This is a genomic window from Arthrobacter sp. 135MFCol5.1 (assembly GCF_000374865.1).
Taxonomy (GTDB): Bacteria; Actinomycetota; Actinomycetes; order Actinomycetales; family Micrococcaceae; genus Arthrobacter.
This window is the reverse complement of record NZ_KB895453.1, coordinates 478,548-495,312: the sequence shown is the minus strand read 5'-3', so window position 1 is coordinate 495,312 and position 16,765 is coordinate 478,548. Positions and strand designations below refer to the sequence as shown.

15 protein-coding genes are annotated in these 16,765 nt (G+C 66.4%); 4 read left to right on the top strand and 11 right to left on the bottom strand.

Annotation, left to right across the window (positions count from 1 at the left end; genetic code table 11):
- Positions 1-12: 12 nt before the first annotated feature.
- The 7 genes from C563_RS0105880 to C563_RS0105850 form a co-directional block, all read right to left on the bottom strand.
- A complete protein-coding gene (locus C563_RS0105880) occupies positions 13-990 on the bottom strand; it encodes an aldo/keto reductase (protein WP_018761116.1) in 978 nt (325 codons plus the stop codon).
- A gap of 9 nt (positions 991-999) precedes the next feature.
- Positions 1,000-1,560, bottom strand: a complete 561-nt coding sequence (locus C563_RS0105875; RefSeq protein ID WP_018761115.1) for a hypothetical protein — start codon at positions 1,558-1,560, stop codon at positions 1,000-1,002.
- Positions 1,557-2,174 carry a DUF402 domain-containing protein gene (locus C563_RS0105870; RefSeq protein WP_018761114.1) on the bottom strand — a complete coding sequence of 206 codons (618 nt, stop codon included), beginning with the start codon at positions 2,172-2,174 and terminating at the stop codon, positions 1,557-1,559. The genes C563_RS0105875 and C563_RS0105870 overlap by 4 nt, the downstream gene beginning before the upstream one ends.
- Positions 2,171-4,144 carry a 1-deoxy-D-xylulose-5-phosphate synthase gene (dxs, locus tag C563_RS0105865; protein ID WP_018761113.1) on the bottom strand — a complete coding sequence of 658 codons (1,974 nt, stop codon included), beginning with the start codon at positions 4,142-4,144 and terminating at the stop codon, positions 2,171-2,173. Before dxs ends, C563_RS0105870 begins: the two co-directional genes overlap by 4 nt.
- 129 nt (positions 4,145-4,273) lie before the next feature.
- On the bottom strand, positions 4,274-7,087 hold the full coding sequence (locus C563_RS0105860; protein WP_018761112.1) for an aconitate hydratase: 2,814 nt from the start codon (positions 7,085-7,087) through the stop codon (positions 4,274-4,276).
- A gap of 165 nt (positions 7,088-7,252) precedes the next feature.
- On the bottom strand, positions 7,253-8,641 hold the full coding sequence (locus tag C563_RS0105855; protein WP_018761111.1) for a TRAM domain-containing protein: 1,389 nt from the start codon (positions 8,639-8,641) through the stop codon (positions 7,253-7,255).
- Positions 8,638-10,614, bottom strand: a complete 1,977-nt coding sequence (locus tag C563_RS0105850) for an APC family permease (RefSeq protein WP_043423783.1) — start codon at positions 10,612-10,614, stop codon at positions 8,638-8,640. Before C563_RS0105850 ends, C563_RS0105855 begins: the two co-directional genes overlap by 4 nt.
- Positions 10,615-10,732: 118 nt before the next feature.
- On the opposite strand from C563_RS0105850, the gene C563_RS0105845 reads away from it, so the two are divergent.
- Together C563_RS0105845 and C563_RS0105840 are read left to right on the top strand one after the other, a co-directional pair.
- Complete coding sequence (locus C563_RS0105845) at positions 10,733-11,407, top strand: potassium channel family protein (protein ID WP_018761109.1); 675 nt, start codon at positions 10,733-10,735, stop codon at positions 11,405-11,407.
- On the top strand, positions 11,404-12,165 hold the full coding sequence (locus tag C563_RS0105840; RefSeq protein WP_018761108.1) for a potassium channel family protein: 762 nt from the start codon (positions 11,404-11,406) through the stop codon (positions 12,163-12,165). Before C563_RS0105845 ends, C563_RS0105840 begins: the two co-directional genes overlap by 4 nt.
- A gap of 37 nt (positions 12,166-12,202) precedes the next feature.
- Here the strand turns inward: C563_RS0105840 and C563_RS0105835 are convergent, their stop codons facing one another.
- The 4 genes from C563_RS0105835 to dut all read right to left on the bottom strand — a co-directional run bounded on the left by C563_RS0105835 (position 12,203) and on the right by dut (position 14,663).
- Positions 12,203-12,979 (bottom strand): DUF3159 domain-containing protein, encoded by a 777-nt coding sequence (locus C563_RS0105835; RefSeq protein WP_018761107.1) that lies wholly within the window; start codon positions 12,977-12,979, stop codon positions 12,203-12,205.
- Positions 12,976-13,230: a hypothetical protein gene (locus C563_RS0105830; RefSeq protein ID WP_231369850.1), complete on the bottom strand. Its 255-nt coding sequence runs from the start codon at positions 13,228-13,230 to the stop codon at positions 12,976-12,978. The genes C563_RS0105835 and C563_RS0105830 overlap by 4 nt, the downstream gene beginning before the upstream one ends.
- A gap of 100 nt (positions 13,231-13,330) precedes the next feature.
- On the bottom strand, positions 13,331-14,044 hold the full coding sequence (locus C563_RS0105825; RefSeq protein WP_018761105.1) for a DUF3710 domain-containing protein: 714 nt from the start codon (positions 14,042-14,044) through the stop codon (positions 13,331-13,333).
- A 106-nt stretch (positions 14,045-14,150) separates the two neighbouring features.
- Positions 14,151-14,663, bottom strand: a complete 513-nt coding sequence (gene dut, locus C563_RS0105820) for a dUTP diphosphatase (RefSeq protein WP_018761104.1) — start codon at positions 14,661-14,663, stop codon at positions 14,151-14,153.
- A gap of 104 nt (positions 14,664-14,767) precedes the next feature.
- Here dut and C563_RS0105815 point away from each other — a divergent pair, with 104 nt between their 5' ends.
- Together C563_RS0105815 and sepH are read left to right on the top strand one after the other, a co-directional pair.
- On the top strand, positions 14,768-15,256 hold the full coding sequence (locus C563_RS0105815) for a DUF3093 domain-containing protein (RefSeq protein ID WP_018761103.1): 489 nt from the start codon (positions 14,768-14,770) through the stop codon (positions 15,254-15,256).
- A gap of 182 nt (positions 15,257-15,438) precedes the next feature.
- On the top strand, positions 15,439-16,746 hold the full coding sequence (gene sepH, locus C563_RS0105810; RefSeq protein WP_026264399.1) for a septation protein SepH: 1,308 nt from the start codon (positions 15,439-15,441) through the stop codon (positions 16,744-16,746).
- Positions 16,747-16,765: the final 19 nt, after the last annotated feature.

Genomic DNA, 16,765 nt, shown 5'->3' with positions numbered 1-16,765 from the left:
GTCTCCTGTGTCCTAGAAGAGGGCAACCTTGGGAACGGTGGGGAAAATCGCATCCAGCTCTGCGAGGTCTTCGGCCGTGGGCTGCCAGTCGGCGGCCGAGGCGTTCTGGCGGACCTGCTCCGGTTTGGTGGCACCCGCGATCACGCTGGCCACGGACGGCTGTGCAGCCAGCCAGGAGAAGGCCACCTCCACCTCGGTCAGGCCGCGTTCCTTGGCAAACAGGCTGAACCGGCCCAGCTGGTCCCAGTCGGCGTCCTCCACCATGTTGGTGCGCGTGTGGCTGAGGCGGGAACCGTCGGGCGCGTGGCCGGGCGCGTACTTGCCCGTGAGCAGGCCGTTGGCCAGCGGGAAATAGGGCAGGACGCCCAGGCCAAGGGCTTCGGCGGCGGGGGTGACTTCCTGCTCTGCCCGGCGGTCCAGGAGGTTGTAGTGGTTCTGGGTGGAAACGAAGCGTGCGCCGCCGAGTTCCCGGGCCACGTACTCGGCCTGGGCGATCTGCCATCCGGCCCGGTTGGAGTGGCCGATGTACCGTACCTTGCCGCTGCGGACGAGGTCGTCGAGAGCGGCGAGGGTCTCGTCGATGGGCGTCAGCGGGTCCGGGGTATGGAACTGGTAGAGGTCGATCCAGTCGGTGCCGAGCCGCCGCAGTGACGCTTCGACGGACTGGATGATGTAGCGGCGCGAGCCCCGGTCACCGAAGTCGGGGCCGTTCGCGCCCTTGGCGTCCATCCCGAACTTGGTGGCCACCACAGCCTGGTCCCGCCGGTTTCCCAGCGCCTTTCCCAGCATGGTCTCGCTCAGTCCCGGTTCCCGGCCGTAGTTGTCCGCGACGTCGAACAGCGTGATCCCGGTCTCCAGGGCTGCGGAGACGACGGCGTCCGTGCCTTCCTGCGACTCAGTGGCGGTGTTGGCGCGGCCCAGGTTGTTGCATCCGAGGCCCACCGTGGAGACGGTGAGGCCTGATTTTCCAACGCGGCGGTAACTGGTCACGGACGACTCCTAGAGGCTGAAGCTGTTGGCGGGCTTGGCTGAGTGCTTGAGTTTGAACTGCCCGGGTTCGGTATAGGGGGCGGCACCAATGCTGAGCTTGGTGAAGTCAAGGTCCTCGCCGCGGGCGCACACCTTGATGGCATTCACGGCCTTGTTCACCTCCGGGCAGAGGCAGAAAATGTTGAGTTTGTAATCCGTGAACTCAGACCGTTCCACCGTTCCAAGGCCCCGCCAGGCAAGGTGGCTGATGAGGGCATCTTTGGCCTTCTGCTCCAGGTAGCGGTCCCGCTCCGTGCCCTCCCTGGTCTTGAGGGCGAACTGGGCCACCACCCAGGACTGCTCCTCGTTGGGGATTTCGGCGTAGCCGTCCTCCTGGCACTGGGCTGCGAAGGCATCCAGCAGGCTCTCGGCACCCTCGGCGTCGCTGACGTCGGTTTCCTCGGTCTTGCTCTGGTGCCCCACGACGCCGAAATTCATGACGAACTGGGAGTACTCCTCATCGAACCAGGCTTCCCGGAAGTGGAGGGTGCCCTCGTCGTCGCGCTTGTAGACCCTGACTATGCCGCTCATATGCGTCCCTTTGTAAACCATTCAACGTCGGTACCGTCGAAAGGCGCCTGCTGCGCCTTCACGGCATGGAAAAGCTCATCCGCGGCCGCCTGGATGTCCTCGACCAGCCGTTGGGGGTAGCGCATGGACACGCTGTGCTCGGCGAATTCGTCCTGGTCGTCGATGAAGACGCCGCGAGATTCGGTGCGGATCACGTCCAGGTCCATGTCGATCACATGGAACTCCGTGACGGCGGGCCGGATGTCCGTCCATTCGTGGCCCACGGCGAGGTCGATGTAGAGCCGCACGCCGGCGGGATGGGCAGAATCGTAGAACGTGGCCACCCAGTCGCCCTGCCGCGGCACCAGGAGCACGGCGTCCGAGCGCGTATAGAACGCGGCGCCGGGGCGCGAACAGAACTCGTTGGTGCCCTGGAAGATCCACCAGCCATGCCGGTCTTCGCCAAGGTACCGGCCGGGGACCACCCAGTGCGCCTTGCCGTTCCATTTCCGGTTGCGGGAGACCACCAGCTGCCCGGGCTGGAGTTTTCCGGGCACGCGGGTGGTGGTGGTATGCAGAACCGGACCCGACTCCCCCACGGCCCCCGGGTATTTCAGTGCGTCTTCGTCCCTCACAGGATCGGGAGGCTGCCAGTGGTGGGGTGCTGCTGCCCGGGCAGGGGACGCGCGAACGGGACCTTTGTACCCAAAACCTGCGCGACGATGTCGTGCGTTATTTGCTGGGCGGTGAGCCCCACGCGCTCCATGACCTGGGCGCGGGTGCCGTGGTCGAGGAACTCGACGGGCAGGCCAACCTCGTTCAGGGCGGTGTCCACCCCTGCCGCGCGCATTTCCTGCCGGATGCGGGAGCCGACTCCGCCGGCCCGGACGCCGTCCTCGATGCAGACCACCAGGCGGTGGTGCGAGGCCAGCGCGATGATGGAGCGGCGGACCGGGAGCACCCAGCGCGGATCCACCACTGTGCTGCTGATGCCTTGGGCACCGAGCCGGTTGGCGACATCGAGGGCGAGCTCGGACATGGCACCCACACTGACGATCAGGACGTCGTTCTCGGTGGATCCGGAGGGTCGGCGGGCCAGGATGTCAACGCCGTCGCTGAGCCGCTCGAGGGCGTCCACTTCGGGACCCACGGATCCCTTGGAGAAGCGGACCACACTGGGCGCGTCGCTGATGGCCACCGCTTCCCGCAGTTCTTCCCGGAGGCGGCTGGCGTCGCGTGGTGCGGCGAGGTGGAGGCCAGGAACGATCTGGACCATGGCCATGTCCCACATGCCGTGGTGGCTGGCGCCGTCCGGGCCGGTCACGCCGGCGCGGTCCAGCACGATGGTGACGCCGGCCTTGTGGAGGGCGACGTCCATCAGCAACTGGTCGAAGGCCCGGTTCAGGAAGGTGGCGTAGACGGCGACGACGGGGTGGAGGCCGCCGAACGCCATGCCGGCAGCAGCGGTGAGGGCGTGCTGCTCTGCGATGCCGACGTCGACGACGCGTTTCGGGTGCTTGGCCGCGAACTTGTGCAGGCCCACCGGGATCAGCATGGCGCCGGTGATGCCGACGATGTCTTCGCGTTCGTCGGCGATGGCGGCGATCTCGTCGGCGAAGACGGACGTCCAGGACTGCGCGCCGCCGGTGCCCGTTGGTTCGCCGGTTTCGGGATCGATGATGCCTACCGCATGGAACTGGTCCGCTTCATGGGCGCGGGCCGGCGCGTAGCCATGGCCCTTTTCGGTCATGGCGTGGACGATGACCGGGCCGCCGTAGTTCCTGGCGGTGGAGAGCGCATGCTCCATGGCCTGGAGGTTGTGGCCGTCCACCGGTCCGATGTACTTCATGCCGAGGTCCTCGAACATGCCCTGCGGAGCCCACCAGTCCTTGATGCCTTTTTTCATGGCGTGCAGGCTCTTGTAGGTGAACTGTCCTGCGGGGCCGCCGTTCTGGAGCTTCTTCTTCCACCAGTCCAGGGCGCCTTCATAGGCGGGTGCGGCGCGGAAGGAGTCGATGGTGGGGCGCAGGGACGCGAGGTAGTCGGCAAATCCGCCCACGGTCGGGGCGTAGGAACGGCCGTTGTCGTTGACGACGATGACAACCCGGCGTTTCTTGTCCGCGGCGATGTTGTTGATGGCTTCCCAGGCCATGCCACCGGTCAGGGCGCCGTCGCCCACGATGGCCACCACGTGCCGGTCGCCTTTGCCGGTGAGCTGGCGGGCCCGGGAGATGCCGTCGGCCCAGGACAAGGATGAGGATGCGTGCGAGCTTTCCACGATGTCGTGTTCGGACTCCGCGCGTGAGGGGTAGCCGGAGAGGCCGCCTTCCTGCCGGAGGGTACTGAAGTCCTGGCGTCCGGTCAGGAGTTTGTGGACGTAGGACTGGTGGCCCGTGTCAAAGACGATGCTGTCGCGGGGGGAATCGAAGGTGCGGTGGACGGCCAGCGTCAGTTCCACCACGCCAAGGTTGGGTCCGAGGTGTCCGCCCGTCTGTGAGACGTTCGTGATCAGGAACTCCCTGATCTCCGAAGCCAGCTGCTCCAGCTGTTCCTCGGTCAACTCGTTCAGGTCCTGCGGATTCCGGATGGTGTCCAAGATTCCCAATGACCCCTCCTTCGGGTGGTAGACGTGCCGTTTAACTCTAACGCCTTGGCTTGGTTGCAAAGCCGAAGCCCCGGCTGGTCGGTGACCGGCCGGGGCTTCGGGGAGGATGCTGGCTGCGCAGCTGTTCCGCTAGTTCGCGGAGATCTGCCGCAGCACGTACTGCAGGATGCCGCCGTTGCGGTAGTAGTCGGCTTCACCCGGGGTATCGATGCGCAGGACCGCGTCGAAGCTCGTGGTGGTGCCGTCTTCGGCCGTCGCGGTGACCTTCAGGGTCTTCGGCGTGGTGCCTTCGTTCAGGGCGGTGACGCCCTCAACCGCGAAGGTTTCCGTGCCGGTCAGGCCCAGGCTGGCGGCGTTCTGGCCGGCCGGGTACTGCAGCGGAAGGACGCCCATGCCGATCAGGTTGGAGCGGTGGATGCGCTCGTAGCTTTCGGCGATGACGGCCTTGACGCCCAGCAGCGCCGTGCCCTTGGCGGCCCAGTCGCGGGACGAACCGGAGCCGTACTCCTTGCCTGCCAGGACCACCAGCGGGGTGCCGGCTGCCTGGTAGTTCTGCGCGGCGTCGTAGACGTAGGCCTGGGGGCCGTCTGCCTGGGTGAAGTCGCGGGTGAAGCCGCCTTCGACGCCGTCGAGCAGCTGGTTCTTGATCCGGATGTTGGCGAACGTGCCGCGGATCATGACCTCGTGGTTGCCACGGCGCGAGCCGTAGGAGTTGAAGTCCTTGCGCTCCACGCCGTTGGCCAGGAGGTACTGGCCCGCCGGGGTGTCGGACTTGAAGGAACCGGCCGGGGAGATGTGGTCGGTGGTGACGGAGTCGCCAAGCTTCAGCAGCACGCGCGCACCGGTGATGTCCTTGACCGGCTCCGGCTGGGCCTGCATGCCCTCGAAGTACGGGGGCTTCCGGACGTAGGTGGACTTCTCGTCCCAGGCGAAGGTGTCGCCGGCGGGGGTGTCCAGGGCCTTCCAGCGGTCGTCGCCTTCGAAGACGCCCTCGTAGCCGCGGGCGAACATGCCTTTGTCGATCGAGGAGTCGATGACCTGCTGGACCTCGACCGGATTCGGCCAGATGTCCTTGAGGAAGACATCGTTGCCGGCCTCGTCCTGGCCCAGGGCATCGTTTTCGAAGTCGAAGTCCATGGTTCCGGCCAGGGCGTACGCGATGACCAGCGGCGGGGAGGCCAGGTAGTTCATCTTGACGTCCGGGTTGATCCGGCCTTCGAAGTTGCGGTTGCCGGAGAGGACGGCGGTGACGGAGAGGTCGTTGGCCTGGATGGCCTCGGAGATCTCGGGGTCGAGCGGGCCGGAGTTGCCGATGCAGGTGGCGCAGCCGTAGCCCACGATGTAGAAGCCGAGCTTCTCCAGGTACGGGGTCAGTCCCGACTTGTTGTAGTAGTCGGTGACCACCTTGGAGCCGGGAGCCACGGAGGTCTTGACCCAAGGCTTCGCGGCCAGGCCCTTTTCCACGGCGTTGCGGGCCAGCAGTGCGGCGGCCAGCATCACGGAGGGGTTGGACGTGTTGGTGCAGGAGGTGATCGAGGCGATCGACACGGCTCCGTGGTCCAGTTCGAACTCGCGGCCGTCGGCGGTGGTGACAGCCACCTTCTTGGACGGACGTCCGTTGGACTTGGGACCGTGGGCGTGCGGGGCCTGCTCGGTGAGGTGGGTCGCCGAGGCGGTGAAGGACGGCGAGTCGGAAGCAGGGAAGCTCTCGTCGATCGCTTCGTCCAGGCTGCCGTCGGCGAGGTCCACCTTGACGTAGTTGCGGAGGTCCTCGCGGAACTGGGCCTTGGATTCGGTGAGGATGATGCGGTCCTGCGGGCGCTTCGGTCCGGAGATTGACGGAACGACGGTGGACAGGTCCAGCTCGAGGTACTCGGAGAACTTGATCTCACGGGAGGGGTCGTGCCAGAGGCCCTGTTCCTTGGCGTAGGCCTCGACCAGGGCGACGTTCTCGTCTGACCGGCCGGTGAGGCGCAGGTAGTCGAGGGTGACGTCGTCGATCGGGAACATGGCGGCGGTGGAACCGAATTCGGGGCTCATGTTGCCGATGGTGGCGCGGTTGGCCAGCGGCACAGCCGCGACGCCTTCGCCGTAGAACTCAACGAACTTGCCCACCACTCCGTGCTGGCGCAGCTGTTCGGTGATGGTGAGGACGACGTCGGTGGCGGTGGCACCGGCCGGGATGGATCCGGTCAGCTTGAAGCCGACGACGCGCGGGATCAGCATGGAGACGGGCTGGCCCAGCATGGCAGCCTCGGCCTCGATGCCGCCGACGCCCCAGCCGAGCACGCCCAGGCCGTTGACCATGGTGGTGTGCGAGTCGGTGCCGACGCAGGTGTCGGGGTAGGCGCGCAGGGCACCGTCAACCTCGCGGGTCATGACGGTGCGGGCCAGGTATTCGATGTTGACCTGGTGCACGATGCCGGTTCCCGGCGGGACGACCTTGAAGTCGTCGAACGCGGTCTGGCCCCACCGGAGGAACTGGTACCGCTCGCCGTTGCGCTGGTACTCGATCTCCATGTTGCGCTCCAGTGCGCCGGAGTTGCCGAAGGCGTCGATCTGCACGGAGTGGTCGATGACCATTTCCGCCGGTGCCAGCGGGTTGACCCGCTTGGGGTCGCCGCCGAGTTCCTTGACGGCTTCACGCATGGTGGCGAGGTCCACAACGCAGGGCACGCCAGTGAAGTCCTGCATGATCACGCGCGCCGGCGTGAACTGGATTTCAGTGTCGGGCTCGGCGTTGGGATCCCAACCGGCCAGTGCGCGGACGTGGTCGGCCGTGATGTTCGCGCCGTCCTCGGTCCTCAACAGGTTTTCAAGCAATACCTTGAGGCTGAACGGAAGGTTTTCTGCACCTTCAACGGAGTTCAACCGGAAAATTTCGTAATCGGTTCCGGCTACATTAAGTTTGCCTTTTGAACCGAAGCTGTCCACAGTGCTCATCGCAGGACTCCTCTCGCAACAGTTTCATCTTTGTCGCGCGGTTGACCGCCTGCTAGTTAGGATGCCCTAAGTAGTTCGAGGGCCCGAAAATTGCACACGGCCGGCCGAGAATTCGGGCGCGACGTGGGACTACTACGGCCATCGTAGTCCAAAACGCCGGTGGCATCACGGACCGGGAGCCAGCAGTGCCACGGTCTCCAGGTGGTGGGTGTGGGGGTACAAGTCGAAGGCACGGAGCCCGGCGAGTTCCCAGCCCGAGCGTCGAAAGTAACCGAGGTCACGGGCAAACGACGCCGGATCGCAGGACACATAGGCAATGGCACGGGGCTGCGAGGCAATGAGTTGCCCGACGACGGCTTTCCCTGCCCCCGCACGGGGCGGATCGAGGACAAGAGCGTCGAAATTCCGCGGTTTCTGGCGGAGCACGCGCTCCACGCGGCCCTGGACCACCTCCACCTGCGGAGCTGAATGGAGGTTCTTGCGTGCATCGCGGCTGGATCCGGGCGCACCTTCGACCGACAGGACGGACCCGGTCTCCCCCACGGCATCGGCCAGCGCGGCAGTGAACAATCCGGCCCCGGCGTACAGATCCGCCACCACCGCCCCGGGGTGCAGGAAGCCGCCGCCGCTCAGGAATTCCGTGACGGCGCCCACAAGTGTCCCGGGCGCGTCGCGGTGGATCTGCCAGAAGCCCGCGCCCGACACGCGGTAATCGTGGCCGGCCGCCGTTTCCTGCACCCACGTCCGTCCCCGGACCTGGGTCGCGTCGCCGCTGACCGGATCGAACGCCGCCACGGATACCTCCGCCGGCAGTCCGGCGGCAATGGCCCGCAGCCGCTTGTCCTTGGTTCCCGGCGCCGGAGCCAGGAGCACCAGTGGGCGGGAGCCGTTCGCCGGAGCCGCCACCTCAACGCGTTCGATGCCCTGCAGGTCCAGCTCCCACAGGCGGAGGGCGTTGACCGCTTCCGTGGCCAGCGGCATATCCCGCACCGGAACGATATGCCCGGAACGGTGCGCGTGCATCCCCAGCTTGCCGCCGGGGGTGACCGAAAAGCTCGCCCGTGTCCGCCACCCGAGGCCGGAGCCGTCGTCGTGCGCCTCCCCCACGGCTTCGACGCTGCCGGCCCACACAGACGGTGCAGGGTCAACGCCGGCGAGCCGGGTGAGCTGCTCGGCCAGGACGTCCGCTTTGAGTTGCCGCTGCCGGGCCAGCGTGATGTGCCCGAATTCGGCGCCGCCCACCGGCGGATGGCCGTGGCCCCAGGCCCGGGCTGAATCGGCGAGGTGCCAGAAGTGCTCCACCCGGTCCGGTGACGCTTCGAGGATCTCCACGGCGTCCGCCCGCCAGAACTTGGCGTGGTCGCCGGCATCGGTCAGCCGGACACGGACCTTTTCGCCGGGGATGGCGTGCCGGACAAAGACCACCCGGCCTTCGTGGCGGGCCACGCAGTGCCCGCCGTGGGCAACCGGCCCGACGTCGAGCACGGCTTCTTCGCCGGCGTGGCCGGCCTGGTCGGATGCCGGCACTGCCGTGGGCGAGGTTCTTGCGGTCACTGGACGTCCTGCAGATTCTTGGCTTCTTCGGATGATTTGAGCTGCCAGGGAACGCTGGCCACCATGACGCCGGGTTCGAAGTGCAGCCGGGTCTTGATCCGCAGCGCGGTCTGGTTGTGCACCAGCTGCTCCCACCATTTGCCCACGACGTATTCCGGAATGTAGACCACGATGAGGTCCCGCGGGGAGTCAAGGCGCATTTGCTTGACGTAGTCCATGATGGGCGTGACCGTCTCGCGGTACGGGCTGGCAAGGACCGTCAGCGGGACCGGGATTTCGAGCTTCTCCCAGTCGGTAATGGTGTGGGCGGTCTCTTCCGGATCGATGTCCACCGTAATGGCGTCCAGCCGTGAGGGCCTGGACGCGCGGGCGTAGGCCAGGGCACGCAGCACGGGCTTGCGGACGTGCGAGACCAGCAGCACGGCGTGGACCCGGGTGGGCAGCGCGCGCGGCGAGGAGTCCTCGTCCACGGCAAGTTCCTTGGCCACATTGTCGTAGTGCGCCCGGATGCTCCACATGATCAGGAAGAGGATGAACATGGCCAGCAGTGCGATCCAGGCGCCTTGCTGGAACTTGGTGATGAGGACGATGACCAGCACCAGGCCGGTCATGCCGAACCCGATGGTGTTGATGGTGCGGGATTTCAGCATCCGGCGCCGGACGGCCTTGTCCTTGACGAGTTTGAGTTCGCGGCCCCAGTGCCTGATCATGCCGAGCTGGCTGAGGGTGAAGGAGATGAAGACGCCCACGATGTAGAGCTGGATCAGCTTGGTGACGTCGGCGTCGAAGGAGATGATCAGCACCAGGGCGCCGGCGGCAAGGGCCAGCACGCCGTTGCTGAAGGCGAGCCTGTCGCCGCGGGTGCGCAGCTGCCGGGGCAGGTAGCCGTCCTGCGCCAGGATGGAGCCCAGCACGGGGAAGCCGTTGAAGGCGGTGTTGGAGGCGAACACCAGGATGACGCCGGTGGCTGCCACCACGATGTAGAACGGGATGGAACCGGGGCCGAAGATGGTCTGTGCGATCTGGCTGATGGCGGGGTTCTGGATGTAGCCCTCGGGCAGCGGCTTGCCGTCGAGCAGGAACTCCTTGGCCGGGTCCAGCACGATGTGGACCTTCGTGGCGTTCGCCAGGTAGATGATGCCTGCGAGCATCGCGGCACCGATGATGCCCAGGAGCAGCAGGGTGGTTGCCGCGTTCTTGCTTTTGGGGTGCCGGAAGTTGGGAACGCCGTTGCTGATCGCTTCGACACCCGTCAGTGCCGCGGCGCCGGAGGAGAAAGCCCGCAGGAGCAGGAAGGCACCGGCGAGGCCCACGAGGCCCTGGTCGAAGCCTTCGGTCGGGACGATGGTGAAGGCTGCAGACGGCGCCTGGCCAAGCTGCCCGGTGGCCGCCTGGAAGATGCCTACCGCGGTCATGCCCAGGATGGAGGCCATGAAGATGTACGTGGGGACCGCGAAGACGCTGCCCGCTTCCTTGATGCCGCGCAGGTTCACCAAGGCAAGGATGACGACGCCGATGGTGGCAATGATTGCCTGCTGGCCGTGCAGCGACGGTACAGCTGTGGTGAGGTACGCCGCGGCCGAGGACATGGACACGGCAACCGTCAGGACGTAGTCCACCAGCAGCGCGGAGGCAACAGTCAGGCCCGCGTACTTTCCCATGTTCACGTTGGCAATCTCATAGTCGCCTCCGCCGGAGGGATAGGCGTGGACGTTCTGCCGGTAGGAGGCAACGACGGTCAGCAGGACCACCATCACGGCCAGGCCCACCAGCGGTGAAATCGCCACCGCACTGACGCCGGCCAAGGCAAGGGTCAGCAGGATCTCATCCGGGGCATAGGCAACGGACGACAACGCGTCCGACGCGAAGATCGGCAGTGCGATCTTTTTCGGCAGCAGGGTATGGGCAAGGCGGTCATTCCGGAAAGGCCTGCCCACCAGCACGCGTTTGACGGCGTTCAGTATTGTCAACACCCCACAAAGCTAGTCGGAATCGCGGACGATGTCATGACGGAGCCGGGCCGGGCCGAACCGCGGACGTGCCGGTAGAGTTCTAGCTGCACGATCGTGACGTACATACAGAGGAGATACGGTGGCGCATTTCGTGATCATGGGATGTGGCCGGGTGGGGGCAACGCTGGCGCACACGCTGGAGGATGCCGGCCATTCCGTGGCCATCATCGACCAGGACGACCGAGCGTTCCGCCGGCTCCGCCAGGGGTTCACGGGCCGGAAGGTCACGGGGGTGGGATTCGACCGGGACACCCTGAAGCAGGCCGGCGTCGGTGAAGCCTATGCCTTCGCGGCGGTGTCCAGCGGCGACAATTCGAACATCCTGGCCACCCGCGTGGCCCGCGAGACGTTCCATGTCCCGCACGTGGTTGCCAGGATCTACGATCCGGGACGTGCCGAGATTTACCAGCGCCTGGGCATTCCCACCGTGGCAGCCGTCCGCTGGAGCGCGGACCAGGTATTGCGTCGGATCCTGCCGGAGCAGCACCTCGCCGGCGATTTCCGCGAACCCTCCGGGCGCCTGGTCCTGGCTGAGCTGGACCTGGACGGTGGCTGGATCGGGCACCGGATCAGCAGCATCGAGAAGGCAGCCGGTGTCCGCGTGGCCTATCTCACGCGGTTCGGCGAAGGCCTGCTGCCGGACGCGGGCACCGCGTACCAGGACGGCGATACCGTGCACGCCATGCTGCAGGTGGACCGCAGCGCCCTGATCGCCCAGATCCTCGCCAAAGCCCCTGCCAAGGAGTATCAGTGAAAGTAGTCATCGTCGGCGCCGGCAGCGTCGGATCATCCATTGCCCGGGAGTTGCTGGCGCACAAGCATGAGATCCTCCTGATCGACCTGAAGCCGGAAGTGATCGGGCGCAGCGGCCTGCGCGGTGCCCATTGGCTGGTGGGTGATGCATGTGAGCTCTCGACGCTCCAGGGCGCCAAGGTGGAAGATGCCGACGTCGTGGTTTCCGCTACGGGTGATGACAAGGTCAACCTGGTGGTGTCGCTGCTGGCGAAGACGGAGTTCGGCGTGGGCCGTACCGTTGGCCGGGTCAACAACCCCAAGAACGACTGGATGTTCAACGACTCCTGGGGCGTGGACGTGGCGGTCAACACCCCGCAGCTGATGACTGCCCTGGTGGAGGAAGCCGTTGAGATCGGCGACCTTGTCCGGCTTCTGACGCTCCAGACCGGCGTTGCATCGCTGGTGGAGTTCACAGTGCCGCACGACTCGCACGTTATCGGCATGACCGTTGGGGACATCCACTGGCCGGAAGACGCCACCCTGGTGGCAATCCTCCGCGACCAGGCCCCCATCACCCCGAGCCGGGACGATGTCATTGACGGCGGCGACGAACTCTTCTTCGTCACCACGATCGCCGCCGAGGACAGGTTGCGTGAGCTTCTCTCCTCGGCTCCCGGCAGCATCGACGCCGGCACCCCGCCGCAGCCCGCCGTCGGCGTCCAGCATGCCGCAAGCGAATACGGTCCGGTGCCGGACGACGACGGCTTCGACGGCTAGGTGCCCCGGGCCCTGGGTCCTCAGGCGGCTGGGGGCATCAGGTGTCCTGGCCGGCGCCTGCCCGGTCTTCGGCTTCGGCCGGAGCCGGGCGGGTGACGAGCCACGCCACCCACACTCCAAGAATGTACAGGGGCGCGCCCATGATCAGGCGCGTCGTGGCGAGGGCGGCCAGGCCGTCTGAGCCCATCAGGTACAGGGGAACCTGCACGATGAGCCGGAGCCCCAAGACCGCAACGATGATCCAGGTGCCCAGCCGGTAGGCCTTGACCCGGTCCGGGTCTTTGCGCCATTCCACTCCCTCGTTGCGGATGAAACCGAAGAGGAGCCCGGCGACCGGCCATTTAACGATGATTGAAACCACCATCGCCAGGATGTAGGCGGCGTTGGTGAAGAAGCCGGGCAGGTAGAAATCCTCAGCCTTCCCGGTGGTGTTGGCCAGCCATGCCGAAATGCCGACGCCCACCACGCCCGCCAAGGCCTGGGTCAGGGGGCGCCGTTGTGCCAGCCTGGCGATGGTGAACGCAGCTGCCGATGCCAAGGCAGCAACCAGGGAGAGTGTGAGCTCCCGTGTCACGGTGAACGCCACGAGGAAAACCAACCCGGGAACAATGCTTTCCGCAATGCCCTGGACTCCCCCGGCGCTTCGCAGGACGTCCACCCTGCCGTCGTGGGTGCGGTGGAGCCCCGCCTTGGCCGCGTACTCCGCGGCCAGCCCGGCTACCGGCGACGGCGCGGCTGCCGGTGACGGGTCCGTACCCTGCCGCCGGCCCGGGGCGGCGTTTTCGGAGGACTGTTCGGGCTGCTGCTCGGTCATTCGTGCTCCTGGCGGGACATGATCTCGTAACGGGGATTAAAGATGGTGGGCATGTCCTTGCCGCGGGCAAGCATTCCTTCGACCCGGATCTCGGCGCCCGCTTCGATGCCCGGCACCCGTCGTCGGCCCAGCCACACGATGCGGAGCCGTGCGGGCTTGTTCCGTCCGGGGCCGGGGCCCGGCCGTCCGGTTCCGGTCTCGGAGACGATGGCAATGAACTCTGCCGTCCGGTCCGCGGGTACGAAAGTCACAGATTCGATGTGCCCCTGGCACAGCACGCGTCCCTTGTCCGGGAGTTGGGCCAATGGGGTCAGCCCACCGGACGCCTGGGCGGGTCCGCCATGTGCGGCCTCAGCCGATTTGGGTGATTTCGGGACCACGTTCTGGTTCCTCCAATGTGGGACCGGCGGGCGGAGGAGTAGCGGAGGCATCCTTGGGCAGCCGCAGCTGCAGGAGATCCCGCGGCGGCATGGGGCTGTCGCCCCGGACCACCACCACCTTCCGGAACAGGGTCTCCAACGGTTCGGCGGCGGGTCGCTCCAAGGCTGCGGGTCCACCCAGGACGCCGCGCAGGAACCAGCGCGGACCATCGACGCCGATGAAACGGGCCACGCGGTAGCCCTGGCTGCCGTCCGGAAGCCCGGCTGGGAGTTTGGCAACCAGCTCCGTGCCAAACGCGCCCTCCACCTCCTCGACCTGGCCGCCCTGGGCGCCGACCGACTGGCCGATCTGTTCGCGGATTTCGTCCCACAGCGTTTCTGTCTTGGGGGCGGCGAACGCCTGCAGTTGAAGGCTGGATCCGTTCAGGTCAAGGGTTACGGCCACCACCCGCTGCGTCGCCTCTTCAACCTCGAGGCGGAGCTGGAGTCCCTCGCTGGGCGTGATCAGCAGGGCACCGAGGTCCACGAAGCCGTCCCGGCTGCCTACCTCGGATTCGTCGAAGGGGCCATCCTGGCTGCGCGTTGAAGCGGCGGTTGGGCCTTCTTCGGATTCCGCTGCCGTCAGCTCTTCGGCCGGTTGCGCCGGCTCTTCCTTCTTGGCTTTCCTGCCGAGCCCAAAGACCATGGGTGACTCCTTCGTTCCTAGAATGTGCCAGTTCTCAAAATCTGCCGGCCGGGACCAGGTCCCGCCGTCGTTCGCGCTGGCGTGGCAGCGGTTGTGGGTGGAGGTGTCAGGCTCCGGGAACGTTGAACCCGCCGGTGGAGCCGAAGCCTCCCGCGCCGCGCACGGAACCGCTCAATTCGCTGACAGGAATGAAGTGCGCGTGTTCCACCCGCTGGATAACCATCTGGGCAATTCTATCGCCGCGGCGCAGCTCGATCGGCTGGGACGAGTCGGTGTTCAGCAGGGTAACCGATATCTCTCCGCGGTAGCCGGCATCCACGGTGCCGGGTGCGTTTACGATTGTCAGCCCGTGCTTGGTGGCGAGTCCGGAGCGCGGGTGGATCAGGGCGACGAACCCGTAGGGCAGGGCAATGGCCACACCCGTGGGGACCAGTTTGCGCTCCCCCGGCAGCAGGACCACGTCTTCGCGCGCGCGAAGGTCCGCTCCGGCGTCGCCCGGGTGTGCGTAGGAAGGAGCTTCCAGGTCCGGATCCAGCATCTTCAACTGGACCTGCACGGTAGGTGCGGCCGGGGATGCCGTGTCCGGGACGAGGTCTGCTGCAGTGGGATGTTCAGTCACAGTCACTCACTCTAACCCGCGCCCCCGCACCAGTCCCAGATGGCAGGATCCGGAGCCGCGGCACCCAAGATGAAATAGCGGACCAAAGGTGGAAAGCTTGGCATATGCCCGAATCAAGCACGCCAGCGTCCGTTCCCAGCACCCCCTCGGCCGGGACACCTGTCACGTACCAGGAGAAGCTCTGGCCCAACGCCTGGATTTGGGTCATTGCCGTGGGCGTCTCCGCGGCCGGCATCCTGGTCTTCGCACCCATCAGCATGGCGGCCGGGTATACCGCGGCGGTGGTGCTCCTCGCCATCATCAGCGTGCTCCTGGTCCTGTCCACGCCCACCATCACCGTTACCAGCGACGCACTGACGGTCGGACGGGCCAGCATCGACCGCAAATTCGTCGGCAGCGTTGAGCCGTTCACCTCCGGGGAGGCCACGGCAGAGCGGGGCACGAGGCTCAACGGGCTCGCCTACCTCTGCATCAGGGGCTGGATCGACCCCGTCGTGAAGATCGAGATCACCGACCCGGCCGACCGCACTCCGTACTGGCTCGCCTCCACCCGGCATCCTGACAAGCTGACCGCCGCCCTGACCCGGGGCTGAGCAAACAAGTATCCGCGGCAGCCTCCCCCGCCTGCGGGTTCTCCTCCTCCGCGCAGGGCGGTCCCTGACTCTTCGAGCCGGAATCAGGCGGAAAATCACGGCGCGCCCTGCCCCTTGAGCCAATTCCGCGCCACCGGGTGGCAGAGTTTCGATTGATAGTAATGCCAGGGTGGAGGATTTGTATGCAGGATCTACGGCTTGTAGGCGTGCACGACGACGGGACGCATCTCCTGTTGAGCGGGGCCGGCGGCGAGATGTTCCAGCTGCCGATCGATGAGGCCCTCAGGACGGCCAGCCGGTCAGCGGCCAAACCGCGGGCGGAGCGGCCGGCCGTTCCGATGTCCCCGAGGGATATTCAGGCCCGGATCCGCGCCGGTGCCACCGCTGCCGACGTGGCCGAGTTGTCCGGCATGCCGCTGGCCAAGGTGGAGCGTTACGAAGGTCCGGTCCTCGCCGAGCGCGAATACGTTGCGCAGCAGGCGCGGAAAGTCGAAGTAGCGGCGCCCTCTCCCGGCCACGACATCTACCGGTCCGCGTTCGGCGATTCCCCGGCCACCCTGGACGACATGGTTTCCCACCGGTTGTCCGCACACGGCATTGATCCTGCGACGGTGGAATGGGATTCGTGGCGGCGCCAGGACGGCACCTGGACGGTATCCGCGAGTTTTGAGGCCAAACCGGGCGGGACCTCCGGCATTGGCGAGGAGCCTCCGGCCCTGTGGACGTTCAGTCCGGCACGCAAGTCGCTGCAGAACACCAACCGGTGGGCACAGCAATTGAGTGAGCTTGAGCCGCTGGACGGACCTGTTCCGGCCCGCCGCCTCACCGCTGTATCGGACCGCCCCTTCGACTTTGAAACCGACGCGGATTCGTCTAAGGCGTCCGGCAGCCCAGGCGCCACGGCCCAGGAGTCAGGCAAGGAGTCCGACGGCCTCCTGGATATGCTGCGGTCGCGGCGTGGCCAGCGGATAGGCGTCGACGAAGATTCTGATGACGCCTTGGCGCTGCTGCTGACCCATGGGGTACCGGCGGCCCATCCCCGCCCGTCCGAGGTGGTTCCCGAACCAGAGTCAAACGAACCGGAGCCCCAGGACGACCAGCGTGACGGACCGGCAGCCCAAGGTGATTCGTTTATCCGCCGCAGGGATGCCAGGCCGTCCATGCTGTCCAGGCTCAGCCTTATCCCGCCGCACCGCGACATCCAGGACGATGCTTTGCGGCTTCACGACGGTGTCAGCACGGACACGAGGGAAATCACGATTGCCGCGTCCCCGCAGAAACCTTCGGGCGGCAGCCAAGGTGCAGCACCAGGCGCCGGGCTGGATGAGTTGCTTGGCGGGAACGCCCGCCGCACCACGGCGAAGCCGGACGACGCTTCCCCCGCCACTGGCCAACTTCCGGAGGCCGAGGCGCCGGAACGGTCGGTTAAGCCAAAGCGATCCAGCGTCCCGTCGTGGGATGAGATCGTTTTTGGAACCCGAAGCGACTAGGAGCTTTTCTCGCAGCCCC

What these genes read in the sequence shown, in the direction of transcription:
- C563_RS0105875 (WP_018761115.1), bottom strand. Translation starts at nt 1,560, where the DNA reads ATGAGCGGCATAGTCAGGGTCTACAAGCGCGACGACGAGGGCACCCTC.
- C563_RS0105860 (WP_018761112.1), bottom strand. Translation starts at nt 7,087, where the DNA reads ATGAGCACTGTGGACAGCTTCGGTTCAAAAGGCAAACTTAATGTAGCC.
- C563_RS0105835 (WP_018761107.1), bottom strand. Translation starts at nt 12,979, where the DNA reads ATGACCGAGCAGCAGCCCGAACAGTCCTCCGAAAACGCCGCCCCGGGC.
- C563_RS0105825 (WP_018761105.1), bottom strand. Translation starts at nt 14,044, where the DNA reads ATGGTCTTTGGGCTCGGCAGGAAAGCCAAGAAGGAAGAGCCGGCGCAA.
- C563_RS0105815 (WP_018761103.1), top strand. Translation starts at nt 14,768, where the DNA reads ATGCCCGAATCAAGCACGCCAGCGTCCGTTCCCAGCACCCCCTCGGCC.
- sepH (WP_026264399.1), top strand. Translation starts at nt 15,439, where the DNA reads ATGCAGGATCTACGGCTTGTAGGCGTGCACGACGACGGGACGCATCTC.